The 23,045-nt window shown below is 65.1% G+C and carries 17 protein-coding genes; 4 read left to right on the plus strand and 13 right to left on the minus strand.

The genetic code is table 11. The features are described 5' to 3' along the window. Positions 1-168 precede the first annotated feature (168 nt). The 6 genes from glnA to FDZ84_RS41435 form a co-directional block, all read right to left on the minus strand. The gene (glnA, locus tag FDZ84_RS36885; RefSeq protein WP_168589608.1) at positions 169-1,593 is read right to left on the minus strand and encodes a type I glutamate--ammonia ligase; all 1,425 of its coding nucleotides are present in this window, start codon (positions 1,591-1,593) and stop codon (positions 169-171) included. 28 nt (positions 1,594-1,621) lie between these two features. Further along, positions 1,622-4,480, minus strand: a complete 2,859-nt coding sequence (gene uvrA, locus FDZ84_RS36890) for an excinuclease ABC subunit UvrA (RefSeq protein WP_168589609.1) — start codon at positions 4,478-4,480, stop codon at positions 1,622-1,624. A 103-nt stretch (positions 4,481-4,583) separates the two neighbouring features. After that, the gene (locus FDZ84_RS36895; protein ID WP_168589610.1) at positions 4,584-5,912 is read right to left on the minus strand and encodes a D-arabinono-1,4-lactone oxidase; all 1,329 of its coding nucleotides are present in this window, start codon (positions 5,910-5,912) and stop codon (positions 4,584-4,586) included. Beyond that, complete coding sequence (locus FDZ84_RS36900; RefSeq protein ID WP_210435358.1) at positions 5,909-6,904, minus strand: NAD-dependent epimerase/dehydratase family protein; 996 nt, start codon at positions 6,902-6,904, stop codon at positions 5,909-5,911. The genes FDZ84_RS36895 and FDZ84_RS36900 overlap by 4 nt, the downstream gene beginning before the upstream one ends. Positions 6,905-7,077: 173 nt before the next feature. Then, on the minus strand, positions 7,078-7,731 hold the full coding sequence (locus FDZ84_RS36905) for a glycosyltransferase (protein ID WP_246868685.1): 654 nt from the start codon (positions 7,729-7,731) through the stop codon (positions 7,078-7,080). Next, positions 7,701-8,495: a glycosyltransferase family 4 protein gene (locus FDZ84_RS41435; protein ID WP_371812742.1), complete on the minus strand. Its 795-nt coding sequence runs from the start codon at positions 8,493-8,495 to the stop codon at positions 7,701-7,703. The genes FDZ84_RS36905 and FDZ84_RS41435 overlap by 31 nt, the downstream gene beginning before the upstream one ends. Before the next feature lie 349 nt (positions 8,496-8,844). Here FDZ84_RS41435 and FDZ84_RS36915 point away from each other — a divergent pair, with 349 nt between their 5' ends. From FDZ84_RS36915 to FDZ84_RS36925, 3 genes are all read left to right on the plus strand, one after another. After that, on the plus strand, positions 8,845-10,269 hold the full coding sequence (locus tag FDZ84_RS36915; protein ID WP_168589614.1) for an MFS transporter: 1,425 nt from the start codon (positions 8,845-8,847) through the stop codon (positions 10,267-10,269). Between the two features lie 194 nt (positions 10,270-10,463). After that, positions 10,464-10,718 carry a Smr/MutS family protein gene (locus FDZ84_RS36920; protein WP_168589615.1) on the plus strand — a complete coding sequence of 85 codons (255 nt, stop codon included), beginning with the start codon at positions 10,464-10,466 and terminating at the stop codon, positions 10,716-10,718. A 155-nt stretch (positions 10,719-10,873) separates the two neighbouring features. Beyond that, positions 10,874-13,195 (plus strand): LuxR C-terminal-related transcriptional regulator, encoded by a 2,322-nt coding sequence (locus tag FDZ84_RS36925; protein WP_168589616.1) that lies wholly within the window; start codon positions 10,874-10,876, stop codon positions 13,193-13,195. A gap of 228 nt (positions 13,196-13,423) precedes the next feature. On the opposite strand, the gene FDZ84_RS36930 is transcribed toward FDZ84_RS36925, so the two are convergent. The 7 genes from FDZ84_RS36930 to hutH form a co-directional block, all read right to left on the minus strand. After that, a complete protein-coding gene (locus FDZ84_RS36930; RefSeq protein WP_168589617.1) occupies positions 13,424-14,719 on the minus strand; it encodes a formimidoylglutamate deiminase in 1,296 nt (431 codons plus the stop codon). Then, on the minus strand, positions 14,716-15,927 hold the full coding sequence (locus FDZ84_RS36935) for an allantoate amidohydrolase (RefSeq protein WP_168589618.1): 1,212 nt from the start codon (positions 15,925-15,927) through the stop codon (positions 14,716-14,718). The genes FDZ84_RS36930 and FDZ84_RS36935 overlap by 4 nt, the downstream gene beginning before the upstream one ends. A gap of 204 nt (positions 15,928-16,131) precedes the next feature. After that, complete coding sequence (locus tag FDZ84_RS36940) at positions 16,132-17,049, minus strand: alpha/beta fold hydrolase (RefSeq protein ID WP_210435359.1); 918 nt, start codon at positions 17,047-17,049, stop codon at positions 16,132-16,134. Positions 17,050-17,054: 5 nt separating this feature from the next. Then, complete coding sequence (locus FDZ84_RS36945) at positions 17,055-17,822, minus strand: amino acid ABC transporter ATP-binding protein (protein ID WP_168589619.1); 768 nt, start codon at positions 17,820-17,822, stop codon at positions 17,055-17,057. Further along, entirely contained in the window at positions 17,819-18,703 is an 885-nt protein-coding gene (locus FDZ84_RS36950) for an amino acid ABC transporter permease (RefSeq protein ID WP_168589620.1), read from the minus strand. The genes FDZ84_RS36945 and FDZ84_RS36950 overlap by 4 nt, the downstream gene beginning before the upstream one ends. 261 nt (positions 18,704-18,964) lie before the next feature. Then, positions 18,965-19,912 carry an ABC transporter substrate-binding protein gene (locus tag FDZ84_RS36955; RefSeq protein ID WP_168589621.1) on the minus strand — a complete coding sequence of 316 codons (948 nt, stop codon included), beginning with the start codon at positions 19,910-19,912 and terminating at the stop codon, positions 18,965-18,967. A 241-nt stretch (positions 19,913-20,153) separates the two neighbouring features. Then, complete coding sequence (gene hutH, locus FDZ84_RS36960) at positions 20,154-21,683, minus strand: histidine ammonia-lyase (protein WP_168589622.1); 1,530 nt, start codon at positions 21,681-21,683, stop codon at positions 20,154-20,156. 62 nt (positions 21,684-21,745) lie between these two features. Between hutH and FDZ84_RS36965 the strand changes: the two genes are divergently transcribed. Further along, a complete protein-coding gene (locus FDZ84_RS36965) occupies positions 21,746-22,879 on the plus strand; it encodes an NADP-dependent oxidoreductase (protein ID WP_246868686.1) in 1,134 nt (377 codons plus the stop codon). The last annotated feature ends 166 nt before the right edge of the window (positions 22,880-23,045 follow it).

Here is a 23,045-nt window from a genome sequence, read left to right on the forward strand (position 1 = left end):
CGCCACCCGGCAGGCGTGGGCAGTGGCGATTTCGCGCGAAATCGCCCGTCGGCAGGCGTGGGGAACGACGATTTCGCGCGAAATCGGCGCCTCTCCACGGCGGCCTGGATGGTGGGGGCTGCGGGCGAATGATGATCAATAGGACGTTCAGGGTTCGTAGCCGCGGCACTACACGTCGTAGTACAGCTCGAACTCGTACGGGTTTGGGCGCAGTCGCAGCGGGTCGATCTCGTGCTCACGCTTGAAGGCGATCCAGGTCTCGATCACGTCCGGGGTGAAGACGTCACCGCGCAGCAGGAAGTCCTGGTCGGCCACGAGGCTTTCCAGCACGGCGTCCAGCGAGGACGGAACCTGGACGACGTCGGCGGACTCCTCCGGCGGTAGCTCGTAGAGGTCCTTGTCGATCGGGTCGGGCGGCTCGGTCTTGTTCGCGACGCCGTCCAGGCCGGCGAGCATCATCGCCGCGAAGGCCAGGTACGGGTTCCCGGAGGAGTCCGGGCAGCGGAACTCGATGCGTTTGGCCTTCGGGCTGGCGCCGGTCACCGGGATGCGGATGCAGGCCGAGCGGTTGCGCTGGGAGTAGACGAGGTTCACCGGCGCCTCGAAGCCGGGCACCATGCGGTGGTACGAGTTCACCGTCGGGTTGGTGAACGCCAGCAGGCTCGGCGCGTGGTGCAGGATGCCGCCGATGTAGTGCCGCGCGAGGTCGGAGAGCCCCGCGTAGCCCGTCTCGTCATAGAACAGCGGCTTGCCCTTCTTCCACAACGACTGGTGGGTGTGCATGCCGGAGCCGTTGTCGCCGAACAGCGGCTTGGGCATGAACGTGGCCGTCTTGCCGTGCCGCCACGCGGTGTTCTTCACGATGTACTTGTAGAGCTGGAGGTCGTCCGCGGCGTGCAGCAGCGTGTTGAACCGGTAGTTGATCTCGGCCTGACCCGCGGTGCCGACCTCGTGGTGGGCCTTCTCCACGGTGAAACCCGCATCGATCAGGTTCAGCACGATCTCGTCGCGCAGGTCCGCCAGGTGGTCGGTGGGCGGCACCGGGAAGTACCCCGCCTTGTACTTGATCTTGTATCCCTGGTTTCCCCCGTCCTCGGCGCGACCGGTGTTCCACCAGCCCTCGATGGCATCGATCTCGTGGAACGAGGTGTTCTCCGCATTCGCGAACCGCACCGAGTCGAAGAGGTAGAACTCGGCTTCCGGCCCGAAGTAGGCCAGGTCGGCCATGCCGGAGTCGGCGAGGTACTGCTCCGCCTTGCGCGCGATGTTGCGCGGATCGCGGCCGTAGGGCTGTAGCGTGAACGGATCATGCACGAAGAAGTTGAGGCTCAACGTCTTCTTGATGCGGAACGGGTCCAGTCGAGCGGTGTAGGGGTCGGGCAGCAGGAGCATGTCCGACTCGTGGATCGCCTGGAATCCGCGCACCGACGACCCGTCGAAGGCGATGCCTTCGTCGAAGATCTCGGCGGCGAACGACTTGGCGGGCACCGCGAAGTGCTGCATGATGCCCGGGAGATCGCAGAACCGGACATCGATGAACTTCACGTCCTCATCGGAGATGAACCGCAGGACCTCCTCCGGGCTGTTGAACATCGCTACCTCCAAAATTCTCGGTCTGGTTTCAGGAAGCGAGCGCCCGGCGCAGGAACTGCCCGGTGTAGCTGGTCTCGTCGTCGGCGACCGCTTCGGGAGTGCCCGTGGCGACCACCCGGCCACCGGCCGATCCGGCCTCGGGCCCCAGGTCGATGATCCAGTCGGCGGTCTTGACGACCTCGACGTTGTGCTCGATGACGATGACCGTGTTGCCGACGTCCACCAGCCGTTGCAGCACGTCGAGCAGCTTGTGGACGTCGTCGAAGTGCAGTCCCGTGGTGGGCTCGTCCAGGATGTACACGGTGCCGCCGTTCGAGCGCCGGGTGAGCTCCGTCGCGAGCTTCACCCGCTGCGCCTCACCACCGGACAACGTCGGCGCGGGCTGCCCCAGCCGCACGTACCCCAGCCCGACGTCGACCAGCGTGCGCAGGCGGCGGGCGATGCCCGGCAACGCCCCGAAGAACTCCAGCGCCTGTTCGATGGGCATGTCCAGGACCTCCGCGATCGTCTTCCCCTTGTAGCGCACGTCCAGGGTTTCGCGGTTGTAGCGGGCCCCGCCGCACTCCTCGCACGGCACGTACACGTCGGGGAGGAACTGCATCTCGATCCGGATGGTTCCGGCGCCGGCACATGCTTCGCAGCGTCCACCCGGCACGTTGAAGGAGAACCGCCCCGGCCGGTAGCCGCGAACCTTGGCCGTGGTGGTGGCTGCGAACAGGTTGCGGATGGGATCGAACGCCCCGGTGTAGGTCGCGGGGTTGGAACGCGGCGTGCGGCCGATCGGCGACTGGTCGACGTGGACGACCTTGTCGACGCTATCGATTCCGGTGATGGAGCCGTGCTTTCCCGGCACCGCGCGGGAGCCGTGCAGCTTCCGGGCCAGCCCGTTGTAGACGATGTCATTGACCAAAGTGGACTTCCCCGAACCGGAAACGCCGGTTACGGCGATCATGCAGCCCAGCGGGAAGGACACGTCGATGCCGCGCAGGTTGTGCTCCCGCGCCGCGTGGACCGTGAGGACGCGGTTGCGGTCGACCGCACGTCGCACGGCCGGTACCGGGATCTTGCGGCGACCCGTCAGGTATTCGGCGGTCAGCGACTTCTGGTTGGCCAGCAGGGTGTCCAGCGGACCGCTGTGCACGATCGTCCCGCCGTGCTCACCCGCGCCGGGACCGATGTCCACGACCCAGTCGGCGGCGCGGATGGTGTCCTCGTCGTGTTCGACGACGATCAGCGTGTTGCCGAGGTCGCGCAGCCGGGTCAGCGTTGCGAGCAAGCGGTGGTTGTCGCGCGGGTGCAGGCCGATCGAAGGTTCGTCCAGCACGTAGAGGACCCCGGCCAGCCCGGAGCCGATCTGCGTGGCCAAGCGGATCCGCTGGGCCTCTCCCCCGGCGAGCGTGCCCGCCGCCCGATCCAGCGACAGGTAGTCCAGCCCGACATCCAGCAGGAAACCCAGGCGCGCCTGGGTTTCCGAGAGCACGCGGCCGGCGATCGCGCGTTCGCGGCGGCCGAGCACCAGGCCGCCCAGAAACTCCGCGCAGCCTGCCACCGACAGCGCGGACACCTCGGCGATCGAGCGCTTTCCCAGCGTCTTGTGCTCCAGCGTGACGGCGAGGACTTCCGGTTTCAAGCGGGCGCCCGCGCATTCCGGGCAGGGCACTTCCCGGAGGTAGCCCTCGTACCGCTGGCGCAGATAGTCCGACTCGGTCTGCTCCAGGCGGCGCTCCAGGAACGGAATCACTCCCTCGAAGCGGGCGTAGTAGGACCGCCGCCGGCCGTAGCGGTTGCGGTACTGCACGTGGATCTGGTCGTCGGAGCCGTAGAGCACCGCTTTCTGGACCCTCGCGGGCAGCCGTCGCCACGGGGTGTCCACCGAGAAGCCCCGGGCGTCGGCCAGAGAGCTCAGCAGGCGCTGGAAGTACTCGCTGGTCTGACCGCCCTGCCACGGCGCCACGACACCATCCGCCAGCGACAACTCGGGATTCGCGATCACCAGTTCCGGGTCGACCTCGCGGCGCACCCCGATCCCGGTGCACACCGGACATGCGCCGTACGGGGAGTTGAAGGAGAAGGACCGCGGCTCGAAGTCCTGCACGCCGATGGGGTGGCCGCGGGAGCACGCGAGGTTCTGCGAGAACGACCACTGCCGGTCCAGCGACCGCGGCGGCTGGTCGACGAACTCCATGATCACGACCCCGTCCGCCAGTCCCAGCGCCGCCTCCACCGACTCCGTCAAGCGCTGCCTCGCCTCCGGTTTGACCGCGAGCCGGTCGACGACCACTTCGACGGAGTGCTTCTCCTGCTTCTTCAGCTTCGGCACGTCGTCGAGGTGGTGCACCTCGCCGTCCACCGACACCCGCGCGTAACCCTGCGATCGCAGGCGGGCGAAAAGTTCCGCGTACTCGCCCTTGCGCCCCCGCACCACCGGCGCCAGCACCTGGAAGCGGGTGCGCTCGGGCAGGGCCAGCACCTGGTCGACGATCTGCTGCGGGGTCTGCCTGCTGATCCGCTCGCCGCAGACCGGGCAGTGCGGCTCGCCCACGCGGGCGTACAGCAGCCGCAGGTAGTCGTAGACCTCGGTGACGGTGCCCACCGTCGACCGTGGGTTGTGGCTGGTGGCCTTCTGATCGATCGACACCGCAGGCGAGAGTCCTTCGATGACTTCCACGTCCGGCTTGTCCATCTGGCCCAGGAACTGCCGCGCGTACGCCGACAGCGACTCCACGTACCGGCGCTGGCCTTCCGCGAAGATCGTGTCGAACGCCAGGGAAGACTTCCCGGAACCGGACAGACCCGTGAACACGATCAAGCTGTCCCGGGGCAGGTCGACACCCACGCCGCGCAAGTTGTGCTCACGCGCGCCACGCACGACCAATCGGTCAGCCACGGCTCAAGAACCAGACCACGTCAGGACAACACAGCCAGTTTACGCACAGGGCCGCGCCGTGGCGCACCGCAGCGGCGGGCCCCGACGGGGGGCTCGCAGGCGCTCAGGCCGTACCGGTGAGGACTCGCTCCAGGTAGGGGTTGATCAGGATTCCTTTCGGATCGAGAGATTGGCGGATCCGCTGCACGTCGTTCCAGCGTGGATAGCGTGGCGCGAGGCTGCTTGCGGTGTGGGAATGCAGCTTCGCCCAGTGCGGGCGACCATCGAAATCGCTAAGAACCCTTCCGGCGACCTGGTATATCTTGTCGTGCGGGCTGTGCGCATCGGTCGCCAAATTGACGTATCCCGTCGGGCGCCCGTAAGCCGGGCTGAGCGGGATGTCATTGCCGGACGCCACCCGTATCTCCAGGGGCAGCGAAACCACCTCGCCGGACGACGGTAGTACTCGACGCAACTCTTGCAACACCTGCCCCAACGCCTCGAGCGGCACGGCGTACTCCATCGACACCACGCGTACGCGTTGTGGAAACGTGAAAATGCGATGGCTCACGTCGACGAACGACCGAAGCGGGCGGCGCGTCAGGACTCTGGAGGCAAATGGCACGAGCGCAGCATCGCGCCGGTGGGCCCAGAGCACACCTTGCAGTCCGGCATGGCCCGCCAGGTAGTGATCACGCCACGCCTGCCACCGGGACGGGGGCCGCAGCGGCGCCGTCGTGCGCGACATGGCCCGGATGTGTACCTGGTCGCTCCACATGGGCGAGAAGAAGACGGGGTGGTCAATGCTCTCGACGTGTTCGGGCAGGCGCTCAATGAACCGGGCGAATGGCTCTGTTCTCTCCTCGAGGCTGAGCGAAAATGCCGGTACGCACCGAAATGTGATCGTAGAGATCACTCCCAGAGCGCCCAAGCCCAGCCGAGCAGCCGAGAACACGTCTGGTTCGGACGTCGCCGAGCACTCCACGAGCTCCCCGCGTCCCGTGACGAGCCGCATACTCGCGATCTGACTCGACAGGCAGCCATAGCGGGTGCCCGAACCGTGCGTCCCCGTCGAGACCAGGCCGGCCGCGGTTTGAACGTTGATGCTCCCCATGTTCTCGATCGCGAGTCCGTACCGGTCCAACTCGGCGTTGATGCGCCAGAGCGGTGTGCCGGCCTGGACCGTGACCGTCATGGCGGCGGGGTCCACCGCGATGACATCAGCGTACTCGTGCTGATCAACGAGGATGCTGTCCGTGCTGACCAGTGGCGCGAAGGAGTGCCCGTTTCCGGCGACGCGTAGCGGCTGACCGGTGGAACATGCGTCCCGCACTTGCTGGACCAGCTCGTCCTCACTGCGCGGGCTGACGCGACGGGCCGGGTGGCACCGGGCGGACCCTGCCCAGTTCGTCCAATCCCCGCTGGCACCGGCGTGCGCTGCGATACCGGTCATGGCAGGAACCTGTGCGAGGCGTAGCCGACTTCCTTGTAAATCCACTTGTACGTCTCGGAAATTCCGTCGCGCAGCGAGATGGACGGTGCCCAGCCGAGCTGCTTGCGGATGAGCGTGTTGTCGCTGTTTCGTCCCCGCACACCTTGAGCAGCGGAAAGGTCGTGGTGCCGGGTTAGTGAGCAGCCAGCGAGTTCCTGGACCAGATCGACAAGTTGGTTGATGGTGACGAGCTCCTCGCTGCCCAGGTTGAGTGGCTGGTCGCAGTCGCTGCGCATGATGCGGCGAATACCCTCGACGCAGTCGTCGATGTAGGTGAAACTCCTGGTCTGCTCCCCGTCGCCCCAGATCTCGATCTTGTCGTCGCCGTTGATCACCGCGGCGGCGATTTTCCGGCAGATCGCGGCCGGGGCTTTCTCGCGTCCGCCGTCCCACGTTCCATGCGGGCCGTAGATGTTATGGAAGCGGGCTACCCGGGTGCGCAGGCCGAAGTCCTCGGAGAAATGCCGGCACATGCGCTCGTCGAAGAGCTTCTCCCACCCGTAACCGTCTTCGGGCATCGCCGGATAAGCCATCTCTTCCCGCAACGCTTCAAGATCCGGGGCGGTCTGGTGGGCGGCGGCGTAGACACAGGCGGACGAGGAGAAGAAGAACCGGTCCACGCCGGCATCCCGGCTGGCCATCAGCAGGTGCGTGTTGATCAGCACTGACAACATGCAGCGGGCCTTGTTGCCTTCGATGAAACCAATGCCACCCATGTCGGCGGCCAGGTTGTAAACCTCGTCCATCCCGTCGGCCGCCGCGTGTGCCGCGTCGAGAAGAGACAGATCGGCCACGACGTTCTCCGCGTCGGGATGTACCTGGAACCACTCGTCAACCGGTTTGCAGTCGACCACTCGAACCCGGTAGCCCTCGCGCAGCAGGCGAGCGGCCAAGTGCCCGCCGATGAAGCCCCCACCGCCGGCGACGAGAGCTGAACTACTGTGGTCACTCACGGCAATCAACTCCTCTAGACATATACGATTAGACATATACGATTAATCCGGAAAGCGCCGATTGTTCCGACGTTTTGCAAGGCAATCCGCAGCCCTGGCCGTTAGGCCTTTCTCCTGATCGTCGATACGTCTCGTTGCACATCGACTACTGTGCGATCAGGTACTCCGGGGTGTCAGGGCACGAGGATCTCCTCGAAGCGGTCGGCTATCGGCTCGATCGCAAAGGCACGGCTGGCGTACTGCCGTCCCGCGCTTCCCATGCGCTGCCGACGTGCGGGGTCAGCGAGCAGGGCGAACGCCGCTTCCACGTATTCATCCGGGTCGTCTGGGCTGACTACTTGCCCCGCTCCGATTTCCGCAAGCAGCTGCGCGGCACGATTCGTCGAGGGGATAGCAGCGAGCACCGGGCGTCCGGCGCATAGATAGGCCAGCACCTTGGAGGGAACTGACATCTGACCCGCTTCTGTGCTCAGCCCAGCGAGTAGCACGTCAGCCGCCGCGAACATGCGCGGGACGTGGTCGTAGGGCTGAAAGTCGTATAACTGCATCCGACGTATTCCTAGTGCGCGTGCACTTTCCAGTGCACGGCGGCCGCTTCCCTCGCTGACGACGAACAGGACGCCGGTGTTCCGGGCATCGCAGGCCTTCGCCAACCGCACCAACAGGTCTGCGCCGTGACGATCGTCCAGCGTGCCGGAGTAGAGGAGAATGGGCTCTCCGGAACTGCGGTAGGAGCTCGCCGGTGCCCAGTCGTCGCCGTCGCATTCCATTTCTGCTAGCGGCGCCCAGTTCTCTATCACCGTGATGTGCTCCGGCTGCACCCCCACTGACGAACGAAAGCCGCGAACGGCTCTGCGATGGCAACAACCGCATCGCTGCTCAGCAAGGTGGCCTTCTCGCACCGTGCGGTGCGTTCCCAGTCGTAGGGGCGGGTTTTCGCGCTGGGTGCACGCGCGGAGTAGACATCCTGCAACCAGTACACGAACCGGATTCGCTGCTCAGCGCAGGTTCGCTGGATGTGCCGCTGAACCGGGACCGGGCTATTCCCCGAAATCACCACATGGGGTTTGAAGTCTCTGATGAGGCTGCCGACGTCTTGGCCGTAGGTGTCAGGACCCGGACTCGGGTGTTGTTGCCGAGGCACACCAATGATCGACAGGCGGCCGGATTCTGGTTTTCCGGCCTGCAGATTCCCTTGTCCGACTGCGATGGCCGAGCAGTACACATGACGGACATCATGTCCTCGCCGTGCCAATTCGCGGCTGAGTTCGATTTGGAACGGGTGCCCCAGGTAATCGTGGACAACTATGCGCGCGGGGCGTTGACTGGCAATGATGACCTCCGGATGCCGTTTCCAGCTACACCCGCGCGGCTTGCCGGATCGCCGCACAGCCGTGGACGCCGTGCTTGGCGCACTCCGATGGGTACGGTCGGCGCGTGGCTCGGTCCAGCATGAGAATGTTCGGGATGTGTGCGGAATGGGCGTTGAAATGCGGTGACGCTCCGGGAAAGCGGATCGCCCGGCGAGGCTGACCCAAGCTCGCGAGGTCGGTCCGCGCTCGACCAGCGAACTTGGCCTGCGGGATCCCATGCCGGAACCTCCTTTCGCTGTGCCAGAGCCCACCACGTTTTTTGTCTGAGCAGGCAGTACCCAAGGCGCGTTGCCTTGGCCGTGCGCCCCGAGGTTGCTGCGGTTGGCGCCGTCACTTCTTATCCGAACGGCGCATCAGACTCAGCGATCCAGGGGAAGAAGTGCACTAAGGTTGCCCGTTCGGACCCCTGTTTGCCGCGTCTGGTTCAGGTCGCGCGATTCCCAGACGACCATGGGGGGCCTTGAACGGACCGCGCAGTGTGATGCCACGGTCAGCTCCGAGGCTCGTGAGCGGATCGAGGCGTGGTGCGCGTTCGCTATTCCATAAATTCATGCCGTGAGGACAGCCATGATCGACGCGCGCCAGCGGAATACCGCGTTCCTGGTCGCCGGCTGCTTCTTCATGGAGAATTTGGACAGCACAATCGTCACCACGGCCGCCCCTAGCATCGGCGAGTCGTTCGGCGTGCCACCGACTGCGGTCGGCCTGGTGATGACGGCTTACCTCGTCACCTTCTCCGTGCTGATCCCACTTAGCGCCTGGCTGACCAGCAGGCTGGGTGTCCGGCCGGTGTTTCTGGCCGCGATCCTGATTTTCACCCTGGCCTCGCTCGGTTGTGCAGCCAGCGGCAGCCTTCCGGTGTTGGTGGCCATGCGTGTGCTGCAGGGCGTCGGAGCCGCGATGATGGTGCCCGTCGGACGGATGGCAGTGCTGTCCACGACGGCTAAGCCGGACCTGTTGCGGATGATGGCCTACATCGTGTGGCCCGGTCTGGTGGCACCCGTCGTCGCACCGCTAGCCGGTGCACTGATCACCACGTATGCGTCCTGGCAGTGGCTGTTCCTGATCAACGTGCCGCTCGGCGTGTTCGCCTCTGTTGCGGCATGGAAACTGGTCGGGGAAGCCGACGGCGGGAAGGCCCAGCGACCACTGGACTGGCTCGGCCTGGTGCTCACCTGCGGCGGGCTCGGCGGGCTCACCTATACCGCGCACCTGATTTCGGACAGCGACACGGGCTGGCCGGTGACCACCGCGCTGACCGCGCTGTGTCTCGCCGGCCTCGGCGTGGCAGGCTGGCACCTGCTGCGCACCCCTAACCCGCTGGTCTCCCTGCACACGCTGCGCGTGCCGACCTTCCGTCTCTCCCAGTCCAGCGGGTTCCTGTTCTGGATCGTGGTCGGAGGCGCGCCGTTCTTGTGCCCGCTGATGTGGCAGAACGTGTTCGGCTACAGCGCGATCACCTCGGGCACGATGGTGCTTTTCATCTTCGTCGGCAACCTGGCGATCAAGCCGGCGACCACCCCAATGCTCAACCACTTCGGCTTCCGGCCGGTGCTGCTCGCCGCCACGATCACCCTCGCACTGTCCATGATCGGTCTCGGCTTTACCACCGCCTCCACCCCGTTACCCGTGCTCGCCGCGCTGGCCTTGCTGTCCGGGGTCGCCCGCTCGGTGGGGCTGACCGCGTACGCCACGATCGGGCTCAGCGATGTCCCGCCCGAGCAGATGCGCGACGCCAACACGCTGGCTGCCACCACGCAGCAGTTGTCCACCGGGCTGGCCATCGCGCTGGCCACGGTGGCTCTGCGGCTCGGCGCGCCCCTGGGTGAGATGGTGTTCGGTGCGCGCAGTGGGGCGGCCTATACCGTGGCCTTCACCCTGCTCGGGCTGACCGCGCTGATCGCCACCGCCGGGGCGTTACGCCTCCACCCACAGGCCGGCAACGCCGTGCGCACGCAGGCGAGCGCCATTTCCACCCGGCAACCAAGCTGATGCGTTCCGCGCGGGTCTCAGCCGTCCTGAACGCCTTGGTGGGTGACGGCGTCGTGGGTGGTGACTGAAGGTCATTTACGCGCACAAAGCCGTGCGCGTCCGTGCTCAACCTGCGCACGAGGCTTGGGTTCCCGCTCGCATCATGCTTGGGTCCAGGGCGAAAGCCAATTCAGTGATCACCCTGGGAGAACGCGATGCCGGAGAAGCTGACCGTGGATCTTCACCCGATCTTCCGCAGCGACAGGGACATCGACAACGCGGTACGCAACGCGATCTTCCGTGCCGCCGGCCAGAACGTGCCGCTCGTCGAGATCATTCCAGGCAAGGGCGCCGGCAAGCTCAAGAACCGCGTTCTCGCGATGCTGAAGCAGCCGCACATCAAGAAGCTGTACCGGCGTGTGGAGGTGGCCCCCGGCAACGACGGGATGGTGCTGGTGCACTTGAGGTAGGCGAACACCGCCACATCCAGGGCGGCATCCTGGAGACAGGCGAACGGTGTTCAAGATTGGAATGCCGTGTGATGGTTGAGAGGCGCACGCGCTGGTTGACGCAGGTACCATTTAGGCACTGTTGCGTCAAGCAAAACCAGCGTGGGTGGGCATCCATGGCACTCGTCTCAGCAGAGGGCCTGCAAGCAGTCGCAGTGACCTCTTTCGTCGGGCGACGCGCGGAGCTGAGCGAGATCAGGCGCGGGTTGTCGGCTTCCCGGATGTTGACCCTCACCGGTGTGGGCGGGGTGGGCAAGACACGGCTGGCCATGCGCGCCGCATGGGAATTGCGGCGTTCGTTTCCCGACGGCGTCTACTGGACGGAGCTTGCGAGCCTGGACGACGGACGCCTGCTGCCCCAGACCGTCGCTACCGCAATGGAGATCCGAGACCAGTTCACGGCATGGACTACGGACACGCTGGCGGAGCGGTTGAGGGAGCGCCGAGTGCTGCTGGTGCTGGACAACTTCGAACACCTGTTGGAATCGTGTGCCGAACTCGTGGCGACGCTGCTGACCCGGTGCCCTGGACTGCGGATTCTCGGCACCAGCCGCGAACCGTTGCGCATCCAGGGAGAGCGCGTGCTGCCCGTACAGGCTCTCGATGTGCCCCCCGGCGACACCCGGCGTCCGGTCCAGGAACTGCGTCGATTCGAGGCCATCCGGCTCTTCGAGGACCGCGCGGCGGCAGCAGTACCGCACTTCGAAGTTGATGACCGCAACGGGCCAGCAGTGGCAGGGCTGTGTCGGCGGCTGGATGGGATCCCGCTGGCCGTCGAACTTGCCGCGGCGAGTCTGCGGGTGCTCTCGCCTGACGAGCTCCTGCGGCGTCTCGACGACCGGTTCCGTGTATTGATCTCGGGCAATCGGGCCGCGCTGCCGCGGCACCAGACCCTGCGAGCGTCGATCGATTGGAGTTTCGGTCTTTGCACCGAGCACGAACGAGCTCTCTGGGCTCGGATGTCGATCTTTCCGGGGAGTTGTGACGTGGCTGCGGTGGAAGCCGTGTGCGCGGATGCCGCATTGCCGCACGGCGAGATACTGACAACACTGACCGGGTTGGTGGACAAGTCCGTCGTCATCCGCGATGCGCGGGAAACCGGTGTTAGTTATCGGTTGCTGGAAACGATCCGGCAATATGGCCGCGAGGTGCTGCACACGACCGGGCAAGAGCAGGAGCTTCGGAAGCGGCATCGGGATTGGTACGTGAAAAACGCGGAGGAAACGCGGCGCCAGTGGTTCGGTCCCACCCAACTGGAATTGGTCCAGCAGGCACGTCTGAATGACGCCAACGTCCGCGCTGCGCTTGACTTCTGCCTCACCGTATCCGATGACTCCCACCAAGGACTGCGCCTGGCCGACGCCTACCGCGACTTGTGGCGGGTCGGTGGACTCACCAGTGAGGGGCGACGCTGGTTCGCCCGCCTGCTGGACAACGATGTCGAACCCAGCGTGCCGAGGATCCGCGCGCTCGCCAGCGCCAGCTACCTCGCGCTGATGCAAAACGACCTGGCCACGGCGAAGGACAGTCTTGAAAAAAGCCGGAAGCTAGCCGCGGACTTTGGCCAGGAGCAGTCCGCGACTCTGTACCAGGTGTGCGAAGCATTCGCGGCCATGCAGGAAAACGACTTTTCCAAGGCTATTGTGCTGCTTGAGGAATTCGTGGCGCGGCACCAGGACACCGAAGAGCTCGACTGGCTCGCCTCTGCTCTGCTGAACCTCGGCGTCTGTCACTCGGTCCTCGGCGACGGCGAACGCGCAATGGCCAACTGGACCAAGATGCTGGATCTGTGCGTGCACCACGGCGAGACCTGGCGCCGGACCTGGGCCCTGTGGGGCCTCGGATTCGCGGCATGGCGCGAAGGTGATTTGGAGCGGGCAGAAGCTTTTGAGCTCCAGTGCATGGACGCGCAACGCGTCTTCGACGACACGACCTGCGCGGCCAACTGTCTTGAGACGCTGAGCTGGATCGCGGCGAGTACGGAGCGGAGTGAGCAAGCCGCCCAGCTGGCCGGAGCCGCCCACACCCTCCGCCGGGACCGCAGCGGCCCACTTTCACAATTCCCTTTCCTCACCGAGTACCAGGACCGCACGCAAGCGCAGGCGCGGCAATCCCTCGGCGAGAAGAGATACGCCCGGGCCTTCAAGAAAGGTACCCACCTGACGTTCGATCAGGTAACGACCCAACTACTCGGAGAACCCGCCGCACGAACGAAATCCGACCGAGCGGAAACGGCTGAACACCTACTGACGAAACGCGAACAGGAAGTCGCCAACCTCGTGGCAAAGGGAATGAGCAACAAGCAGATCGCGGAAACGCTCGTCATCTCGCAGCGCACCGCCGAAACCCACGTCGAACACATCCTCACCAAGCTCGGCTTCACCTCGCGCAGCCAGGTCGCCGCACTGGTGGCACAAGAAAAAAATAAGAGCGCCTAACACTCCAGCTGGTGCGCCCGGTGATCATGCCGTGGCCGCCGGAGCGAATACCTTCCTCGAGATCCGCCTTTGGGGCCGATAGCGCTCTGCTCGAAAGAACCGAAGGCGCCGCCGGAGGCCGGGTCACCCCCACGAGCCCACTGACAGGTCGACAACCAAGATCGGCCGTCAAGTAGCCGTGCCCAGCCGTGGGAAGTGCAGAGCCGCGTACAAGCACGCGAGCACCAGTCACGTCCCCGCTGTCCGAGGCCGTGTCAGCCTTCCGCCCACGATCGTCGCGGTGACGTCCGCGGAACGCGCGACAAGCGGGAACTGACGTAATTGAGCACCTCGCGTCCGCGAGGTCGTCGGGTCGATCTCGACCGCGTCGAACGGCTCGCCTACGACCAGCCCCGGTGGCTGCTGACGCACCCCCGACAACCCGAGCGAGCGGTGGCCTCCTACTGTGCCGGCCTTCCACAGTGCTTCCGGAGTAAAGATCCCACGGCGTTGAAACCGCAATCGCTGATCGAGCTCGAGGCGGCTGAGCTCCTCCCACGGGTCGATGGCGACATGCTGGTCGGACCCGATCGCAAGACCCGCGCCCGCGGCCAGCAACTCGGGAGCAGGGCCGATCCCGTCACCGAGGTCGGCCTCGGTCGTGGGGCACATGACGATCGTCGCGCCGGCCTCACCAAGAAGACGGATGTCATCGGGGGTGAGGTGTGTCGCGTGCACGGCCGAAAATCGTGGGGACAGCAGCCCGTGCGCGGACAGCAGCCCGACTGGCGTCTGGCCGTAGCTGTCCAGACAAGCCTGATTCTCCGCGGGCTGCTCCGACACGTGTGCGTGCACTGGCACGTCTGCGGGCAACTCGTCGGCGATCACGGCGAGATCGTGGCGCGATACGGCTCGCACGGAGTGGATCGCCGCACCCAGCGTGACCAGTCCTCGTCCGCTACCGGTGAGCGTGTCTCGCAGGGCATGCCAGCGTTCCAGCCACCTGTGCACGTTCGCATCGCCGAACCGTCGCTGTTCGGCGCCGAGTGGCTGCCCCACGCCGCCCTGCAGGTAGCACGTGTCGAGGAGCGCAAGTCGAATGCCGGCCGATGCGGCGGCGTCGGCGAGTGCGAGCTCCATGTCGTGGCCCGGATACGGCGCGCCCTGCGGATCATGGTGGACGTAGTGGAATTCGCCGACCGCTGTGTAGCCGGCATCGCGCATTTCCGTGAACACCCGTTCGGCCAGATCGCGATAGCTCTCCGGGGTCAGGAGAGCGGCGGTCCGGTACATCCGGTGGCGCCACTGCCAGAAGTCACCGCCATCGGCGTGAGTACGGCCGCGCAGCTCACGGTGGAACGCGTGGGAATGTGCATTCACGAACCCTGGGACGACCACGCCGAGTGGAGTGTCGCCTGGTTGGGGCGACACGCCCACTGCCACCTCGGCCATCTCCCCACCTACGACCCTCAGGCGCACCCCCTCGACGAATACTCCGTCGACGAGCGCGAGCTCGCAATGGTAGAACCGGTCCACGGCTGTCATGGGATCGGCCTCCCAGCGAGGTCCCGCAGGACGGCGGCCAGCCCCCGGGCCCCCTCCTCACAGTCTTCGTCGCGCGCGGTCTCGTCTGGTGCGTGAGATACACCGGTCGGGTTCCGCACGAAGATCATCGTGGCTGGCACGTACGCGGAGAGAATGCCGGCGTCGTGGCCGGCACCGGTCGCGATGGACGGTGCCCCGCCGAGCACGTCGGCAATACGTTCGGTCAGCGGCTGATCGAACGTGACCAGCGGTGAGAACGACTCCTCATGGACATCGAGGACGCAACCTTCGGCCGCCACGCATTTCTGTATCAGCGCCACGGTCGAGTCCAGCTGGGCGCGCACCGCCGCGTCCGAGTGGGCGCGAATGTCAAGCCACGCATCGACGCGCGAGGCGATCACGTTCGTTCCGTTCGGCGTGACCGCGATGCGGCCGACCGTACCGCGGGCCGTCGGGTGCCCCAGCGCGACGTCGCGAACGGCCAGAGCCGCCGCCGATGCCGCAACGACGGGGTCGCGCCGTCCTGGCATGGGTGTGGTGCCCGCGTGATTGCCCTCGCCAGAGATCGTCAGCCGCCACCTGCCGTGCGCCATGATCGCCGAGGCGACCGCGAGCGGTAGACCGCGTTCTTCCAGATCGAGGCCCTGTTCGACGTGCAGTTCGATGAACGCGTCCAGGAAGGCGATGCGGTCACGATCGGGACCGATCCGAGATACATCCATACCCGCCTGCCGCCACGCGTCTTCGAGCGTGACACCACCGCCGTCGACGCGGGCCAGGGCGGCCTCCGGAGTAATCTCACCGACGAGCAACCGCGTGCCCAGGCACGGCATGCCGAAGCGTGATCCCTCTTCCTCAGTGAAGGCGCAGATCGCGATCGGACGCGCGGGAAGCCAACCTTCCGCTCGCAGGATCGCCACCGCCTCAAGAGAACTCGCCACACCGAGGGGACCGTCGTAGGCGCCCCCACCGGGGACCGAGTCCAAGTGGCTTCCTGTTGCGATCACACCAGGTCCAGGATCGCCCCACCACGCCCAGAGGTTGCCGTTCCCGTCCACCTCGACGGCCAGGGCAAGCTCCCGTGCCGAGCAGTGGAACCAGTCGCGCAATGCCAGTTCGGCCGGCTCGAATAGATGTCGCGAATATCCCCCTCGCACGGGATCGCGACCGATCCCACTAATTTCCTTGAGCCTTTCAAGCACCGACACGACTCGCCCCTCTCACCTGGAGGCGCGGAGATCGTGCTTCCAGTCGATCGATGTCAGTGTGGTCACAGGAGTGGTTGGTTGGCATGCGTGCTGCCGGAGCCATTTCTGTCAAGGAGTCGTCTTCCTGATCGGTTTCTCGAAGTGGTGATCGACGCAACGAGACGCTACGGCTCGTCTCCTCTTCCAGCGTGCGCGACGCGCTGATCACGGACGTACTTGTCTAGTTCGGGCGACGGTGCCACCGCGGTCGGTGTCGGGCGCAGGCTGGAAGATCGAACCGAAAAATGTGGTCAACTGACCGGCAACTGTCTCGGGCTGCTCCAGAGGGCTGGCGTGCGCCGCATCCGGGACGCACTGAGCAATACCGCGCCGCACACCCTTCGCGATCTGTGCTGACCGGTGTTCGGGCACGAGTTGGTCATACTGTCCCCACAGCGCCAGGACCGGCGGCGCCACCTGCGCGAGCCCCGCCGTGACGTCGTAGCCGGCGAGCGCCTCACAGGCGCACGCATAGCTCTCGTCGTCTGTATCGCGGAGCGCGTGAAGCATCCGTTCGGCCCTGTCGGCGTGCCGTTCACGGGTCGACGGAGCGAACCAACGTTGCAACGAGCCGGCCACGAGAGAGCCGGTGCCACTCGCTCGCACCGATTCCGCGCGCTCAGCCCATGCCGCGTGGGAGTCCACACGCGCTCCTGCCGAAACGATCGCGGCCGCGGCGATCCGGTCGGCGTATCTCAGCGCCAGGTCGAGTCCCACCGTGCCGCTGATCGAGACGCCGGCATAGAGGAAGCTCGACACGCCGCGTTTGTCGAGGTGCTCCACGATCCCGTCGGACAGGTCGTTGATCGTGAACGCCCGTACTGCGGCAGGCGAATTGCCGTGTCCGGGAAGCTCCCAGCACATGACCTGAAACGACTGCGCCAGCAGCGGAACGACCTCTGCCCACAAGGCAGCGGAGGTTCCCAGGGAGTGCCCGAGCACGAGATGAGTCGCGTCGGCGGGACCGACCGGATTGGTGAACGTGAGGGTGGGGCCGGTCGTAACCTGGTCCTGAGACCTTCGCCTGTCGATTGCGGTCATGGACGGGTCCGGCGCGTCGCGTCCGCGTTCTTGTTCGAACACTGGTGTCACTCCACGTGATTGAGAAAGTGCCTAGTCCGTTCGGAACTCGGCGAATCGATGAGCTGCTTGGCCGGACCGATCTCCGCGATCCGGCCCTGATCCATGAAGGCAACGCGGTCGGCGACATCGCGAGCGAACCGCATCTCGTGGGTAACCACGATCATCGTCATGCCGTCCTCGGCCACGCGGCGCATGACCGAGAGCACTTCACCGACCAGTTCGGGGTCCAGCGCGCTGGTCGGCTCGTCGAACAGCATCAGCTTGGGCTCCATGGCCAGCGCGCGGGCGATGGCCACACGCTGCTGTTGGCCGCCCGAAAGGTGACGTGGGTAGGAATTCTGGAGGTGCTCTAGTCCCACGTCCGCCAAGGCGGCCTTGGCGCGCTCGACCGCATCGCTCTTGGCGAGGTGGCGGACCTTGATGAGTCCGGTCGTGACGTTCTCGAGCGCGGTGAGGTGGAGGAAGAGATTGAAGTGCTGGAAAACCATGCCGATGCGCTGGCGGTACCTGGCGATCTCTGACTCGCTCGCCTCGTGCAGCTCACCGTTCTTGACGACTGCGCCGGCGAACTGGTCCTCCACTCGGATGTAGCCGCTGTCGGCCTGCTCGAGATAGTTCACGCAGCGAAGCAGGGTGCTTTTACCGGACCCGGACGGCCCGATGAGGCAGAGCACTTCGCCGGGCATGACCTCGAGATCGATCCCCTTGAGGACGTCCACCTCGCCGAAGCGCTTGACGACGTCGCGGATGGTGACGAGGGGTTGCCGGTTCATTCGGGCGCCTCCGCGAGACGAGGTTTGACGGGCTTCTTCTGGGGGCCGCCAGACAGGGAGTACTTCTTCTCGAGGAAGTGCTGGCCGAAGGTCGCAATCGTGACGAGCACCAAGTACCAGAAGCTCGCCACCATCAGTAGCGGTATGACCTGGAAGTTGGACCCGTAGATCTGCTGGGCCCGTGTGAGCAGATCGCCGCCGCCGATGACGGCGACGAGCGCGCTCGCCTTCAAGAGGCTTATGAACTGGTTGCCCGTGGGCGGAATGATCACCCGGATTGCCTGGGGGATAACGATTGTCCTCATGATGAGTCCTCGCTTCATCCCCAGACTATGGGCCGCCTCTCGCTGACCACTGGGAACCGACATGAACCCCGCCCTGATGATCTCCACCATGAAGGCGCCTTCGTGTAGTGACAGCCCGATGATCGCCGCGGTGAAGCCGGTGATGAGGGTATTGGTGTCCCAGCTGAATCCACCAAAGCCCACTCGCGGGATGAACAGTGCCGCGTTGAAGCAGACGAGAAGGAGAATCAGGAGCGGAAGTCCTCGGAAAAGGCCCACATACGCCTTCACGAGGGCGCGAAACACCGGGTTGCGGGACTCACCGAGTAGCGCCAACAGACAGCCGATGAGGACCGCGAATACTTGGGAGATGAGCGATAGCTCAATCGTCACCCGCACCCCTTGGAGGATAGGCTCGGAGAACACGTACCGTGCGAAGACGGGCCATCCCATGTTTTCGTTGGTCGCAAAACCATAGACGATACCCCCCGCCAACAGGGTCGCCACCAGCCCGCTGATCCAGTAACTTGTGTGCCTGCGCGGAACGGGCCTTGCGTGGGGGTCTCGGACCTCGACATTCGCTGTCGAATCAGCCAACGGTGGCACCTTCCTTTCGTTGTCTCGTGAGCAGGTGATCGGGTGCCGGCTCGACGAGACGGCATGGACGCCGCTCGAACACCTGCGACCGGACGTGCGCGACGCCACCGGGCGCTCTCAGATCACGCGTCGCACAGAAATGGAAGGGGCTGTTCCGAGCGGTGCCGTCCCACGCCCGCGCGCTTTGCGAGTCGATCTGCCAGGCCTGCGTGGACCTGTTGTTCAGGACGACAATCGTCGATCTCTTCGACATCTTGTCGATCAGAACCCACACGCACCGCACGGCTCGGGCAGCTTCAGAGGACGAGTCGTCGCCAGGTTGATGCCGGGCTCCTTCAGCGCGTCCTCCTCAATGCCCCACTTCGCCATGACCTTGTCGTAGGTACCGTCCTTGATCATCGCAGTTAATGCACCGAGGAGCGCCTGAGCGGTGCCGTCGGCGTCGGGTGCGACGACGATGCCGACATACGTGCGCGACAGCAGCGGGTTGGGGATGACGTCAAACGCTTTGTTGGAAACCTTCGCCTGCCACGCTCCGGTCGCGGTGTTGGTGACGGCGAAGTCGATCCGGCCAGCCTGCAGGGCAGTGTTCTGGTCGCCGGCGGACGGGAAGTTGGTCACCTCCACCGGCGCACGCCCCGCCGCCTCGCAGTTCTTCGTGAACAACTCCACATCGCTGACGAACTCCGTGCCGGTCTGCACGCCCGCGTGCAGACCACAGACACTCAGCGGGTTCCCAGTGATGCCTTTGATGTTCTTCGAGCTGACGAGGACGCTCTTCGTCGCGTAAGCGTAGTCGACGAACTTGACAGTCTTTTCGCGCTCCACGTTGTCGGTAATGCACTCCATGGCCGCGGTGAAGCGCCCGCTCTGGACTCCCGGCAGCAGACCATCGAACGAGATCGCCTCCTGCTCGATCTTGACCCCGAGACGCGGGGCCATCTCCATCAGGAGATCGTGGTTGAAGCCGTCGATCTGACCGGACTCGTTGGTGAAGTCGCACGGCGGGTACTGCGGATCGGTAGCTACCATAAGCACGCCCGAATCGCGAACCTGCTGAGGAAGCTGACCACGCAACTCGGGAATGACTTCGGCACCGGTCGTTTTGTTCTCGCTCGGCGACGTGGTCCCGGGCGCGCAGCCGGAAATCAGTAGTGCTGCGGAGGCGACTAACGAGAGCGTGGCTGTGAGCGCACGGGACTTGGACATCTCTAGCTCCTAAGGCGGTTCGGAACTCCTGCTATGAACAGAACTATTCATTCGTGTCGGAAAATGTATCAACCGATATGCAGCAGCGCAAGCCCTGATTTCGCACGTCAGCAAGCTGTTTCGCGCTTGAAACACGGGCCCGCTCTAGAACCCGTGCGGCGCGTGTCGGTGCAGCGCCTTCCCGGACGTCTGCGGCCGTGGACATTTCGCCACATTCGCAACGATGGCGCAACCAGCTCGCTCAGTTCACTACCTCGAGCGGCACCCCGGTGATCTCCACGAAAACCCCATCGAGGACATCTGCGGCGATGGCCTCCATCTCGCCCGCCATGATCCGGTCATCCTTGAGGAACTCGGCCTTGGCACGGACGAGCCCGTACGTAGGGCGGTTGGCGGGCGCTGCCAGTCCTTCGTTGCGAAGGTCCAGCCCCTGCGCGGCGCACAACAGCTCGATCGCGACGATGTATGCCGCATTACGCACCATCGGCCCCAGCCGCATGGAGGCGTGGGTGGCCATGCTCACGTGGTCTTCCTGGCCGGCGGAGGTGGGGATGCTGTCCACGCTGCTCGGCGTCGCCTTGGCGCGGTTCTCTGCGACGAGCGCGGCGCTGGTGACCTGGACCATGATGAACCCCGAGTTCAGCCCCGCGTTCTCCACCAGGAAGGGTGCCAGCCCACTCATGGAGGAATCCATCAGCATCGCCTGGCGGCGTTCGGAGATGGAGCCGATCTCGCAGATTGCCATGGCGATGATGTCTGCCGCGTAAGCGATGGGCTGCCCGTGGAAGTTTCCGCCTGAGAGCACAACATTGTCGCCAGGGAACATCAGCGGGTTGTCGGAGACCGCATTGACCTCCTGTTCGATGGTGCGTGCCGCGAACGTGAGAAGGTCGAGCGCCGCGCCCATCACTTGTGGCTGGCAACGCAGGCAGTAGGGGTCCTGCAGGCGGCGCCCCTCGAACTCGATATCGAGCACCGGGCTGTCTTCGACCAGGCGACGCAGGGCGCCGGCAACGCGGATCTGACCGTCGTGTCCGCGGACCTGCTGGATGCGGTCATCGAGCACCACCTGCCGGCCTGCCGTTGCTTCCAGCGTGAGTGCGCCCGCGGCAAGTCCGGCATTGAAGACCGCCTCGGCCCCGAACAACCCGCGGAGGGCTATGGCGGTGGAGGCCTGAACACCGTTGAGAAGGGCTACCGCTTCTTTAGGGCCAAGCACCACCGGCGTGATCCCAGCCTTGGCGAGCCCCTCGATGGCGTCGTAGGTTACTCCATTGATCCGCACCCGGCCCTCTCCGATCATCGCTCCGGCCATGTGGGCCAAAGGTGCGAGGTCCCCGGATGCTCCTACCGACCCCTGGGAAGGGATGACCGGCAGCACGTCGGCGTTGATGAGCGCCGTCAGCATCTCGGCGATCTCGACGCGGACACCTGAGTGACCCCTCGCGAGTCCGATGAGTTTGATGACGAGGATCGCCCGCACGATCTCGTCCGGAAGTGGGTCACCCACCCCGACCATGTGCGAAAGCACCGACCGCCGCTGCAATTCCGCGAGATCCCCCGGGGAGATCCGTCGATCCGCGAGCTTCCCGAAACCGGTGTTCACGCCATACACGACCTGTCCGCGGCCGATCGCGTCGAGGATGACCTGATGTCCTCGTTGGAGGTTCTCCAGCGCCTGATGAGTGAGCTCCACTTCCACGGGGCCCCGATAGACAGGTCGAAGCGCGTCGAGGCTCAAACGCTCGCCGCTGATTGTGATGGTGGTCATGGTGATCTGTCTCCTCGTACTTCGTGGCGACGAACGCGAGCGCGGTGTGGGGCCGACATCGAATGCAGAAAATCATTCAGTCGACATGGCAACTGTATCTACTCTATGCAGACTGGGCAACCTACACGTATGGTTTGACCATGACCCAAACGACGGCAGTCGTCCTCGCCTCCCGCCCGAACGGTGCACCCGTTCACGAGAACCTCCGCCTTGAAGTGCGGGAGGTTGCCGCCTTGAAGGAAGGCCAGGCGCTGCTGCGGACGATCTACCTGTCCCTGGACCCGTACATGCGCGGCCGGATGGACGCTGCCAGGTCATACGCAAAGCCGGTAGAGATCGGCGAGGTCATGGAAGGGGGAACGGTCTGCGAGGTCCTTGAATCGGCATCCCCCCTAGTCGCTCCCGGGGACATCGTGCTGGCGCATTGCGGATGGCAGACGCATGCGGTCCAGGATGCCCGGCTGCTGCGCCGGATCGACCCGAGCAAAGCGCCTATCTCGACCGCCTTGGGAGTGCTTGGTATGCCGGCCTTCGCTGCATACGTGGGCCTCACCGAGATCGGCCGCCCACGCCGGGGCGAGACACTCGTAGTAGCGGCCGCAGCGGGTCCGGTCGGTTCAATGGTAGGGCAGATCGCGCGGTTACATGGCGCGCGCACCGTCGGGATCGCGGGCGGGCCGAGGAAGGTTGCCTGGCTGACGGAGCTGGGTTTCGATGTCGCGATCGACCATCGCTCGCCCAGGTTCGCGGACGATCTGAGTGCGGCTGTCCCGGATGGCATCGACGTCTACTTCGAAAATGTCGGCGGTGCGGTGTGGGATGCTGTGTTTGATCACCTGAACGACTTCGCACGCGTCCCGGTCTGCGGTCTAATCGCGCAATATAATGAGACAAGTCTACCATCGGGGCCCGATCGGCTCCCGTTGCTCATGAAAGCCATTAACACCAAGCGGCTGCTTGTCCGTGGATTCACCCAGCGAGACTTCGTGGCAACGCATTACGAGCAGTTCCAAAGCGACGTATCGGGCTGGCTGGCCGACGGAAGCCTCAAGTACCGGGAGGACTTCGTCGACGGCATCGAGAACGCCGCCGACGCGTTCTTCGGGCTTCTCGAGGGCAAGAACTTCGGCAAACTCATCGTCAGGGTCTCCGACGACCCCACGAGTACCGCACCGGCAGGGCGTGTGCAAGGTTGATCTGAGGGTCGTCGCCTTCTGACGGCAAAACGATGCGGGCCGCGGTCAGCCGTACGCACTGTAACGGCTGATGCGCCTGATCGTGCTGATGTGTGCAATGTGCACAGTGTCCGGGATGTGGCGATGCCCCGCACCGGGGGTGCGGGGCATCGGACAAGAGTCGGGG

It is taken from the genome of Saccharopolyspora sp. ASAGF58 (assembly GCF_012277335.1).
Taxonomy (GTDB): domain Bacteria; phylum Actinomycetota; class Actinomycetes; order Mycobacteriales; family Pseudonocardiaceae; genus Saccharopolyspora; species Saccharopolyspora hattusasensis.

Coding starts and splice junctions, on each gene's coding strand:
- glnA (WP_168589608.1), bottom strand. CDS start 1,593: ATGTTCAACAGCCCGGAGGAGGTCCTGCGGTTCATCTCCGATGAGGAC.
- FDZ84_RS36895 (WP_168589610.1), bottom strand. CDS start 5,912: ATGACCGGTATCGCAGCGCACGCCGGTGCCAGCGGGGATTGGACGAAC.
- FDZ84_RS41435 (WP_371812742.1), bottom strand. CDS start 8,495: ATGGGATCCCGCAGGCCAAGTTCGCTGGTCGAGCGCGGACCGACCTCG.
- FDZ84_RS36915 (WP_168589614.1), top strand. CDS start 8,845: ATGATCGACGCGCGCCAGCGGAATACCGCGTTCCTGGTCGCCGGCTGC.
- FDZ84_RS36920 (WP_168589615.1), top strand. CDS start 10,464: ATGCCGGAGAAGCTGACCGTGGATCTTCACCCGATCTTCCGCAGCGAC.
- FDZ84_RS36925 (WP_168589616.1), top strand. CDS start 10,874: ATGGCACTCGTCTCAGCAGAGGGCCTGCAAGCAGTCGCAGTGACCTCT.
- FDZ84_RS36930 (WP_168589617.1), bottom strand. CDS start 14,719: ATGACAGCCGTGGACCGGTTCTACCATTGCGAGCTCGCGCTCGTCGAC.
- FDZ84_RS36945 (WP_168589619.1), bottom strand. CDS start 17,822: ATGAACCGGCAACCCCTCGTCACCATCCGCGACGTCGTCAAGCGCTTC.
- FDZ84_RS36955 (WP_168589621.1), bottom strand. CDS start 19,912: ATGTCCAAGTCCCGTGCGCTCACAGCCACGCTCTCGTTAGTCGCCTCC.
- hutH (WP_168589622.1), bottom strand. CDS start 21,683: ATGACCACCATCACAATCAGCGGCGAGCGTTTGAGCCTCGACGCGCTT.
- FDZ84_RS36965 (WP_246868686.1), top strand. CDS start 21,746: ATGCAGAAAATCATTCAGTCGACATGGCAACTGTATCTACTCTATGCA.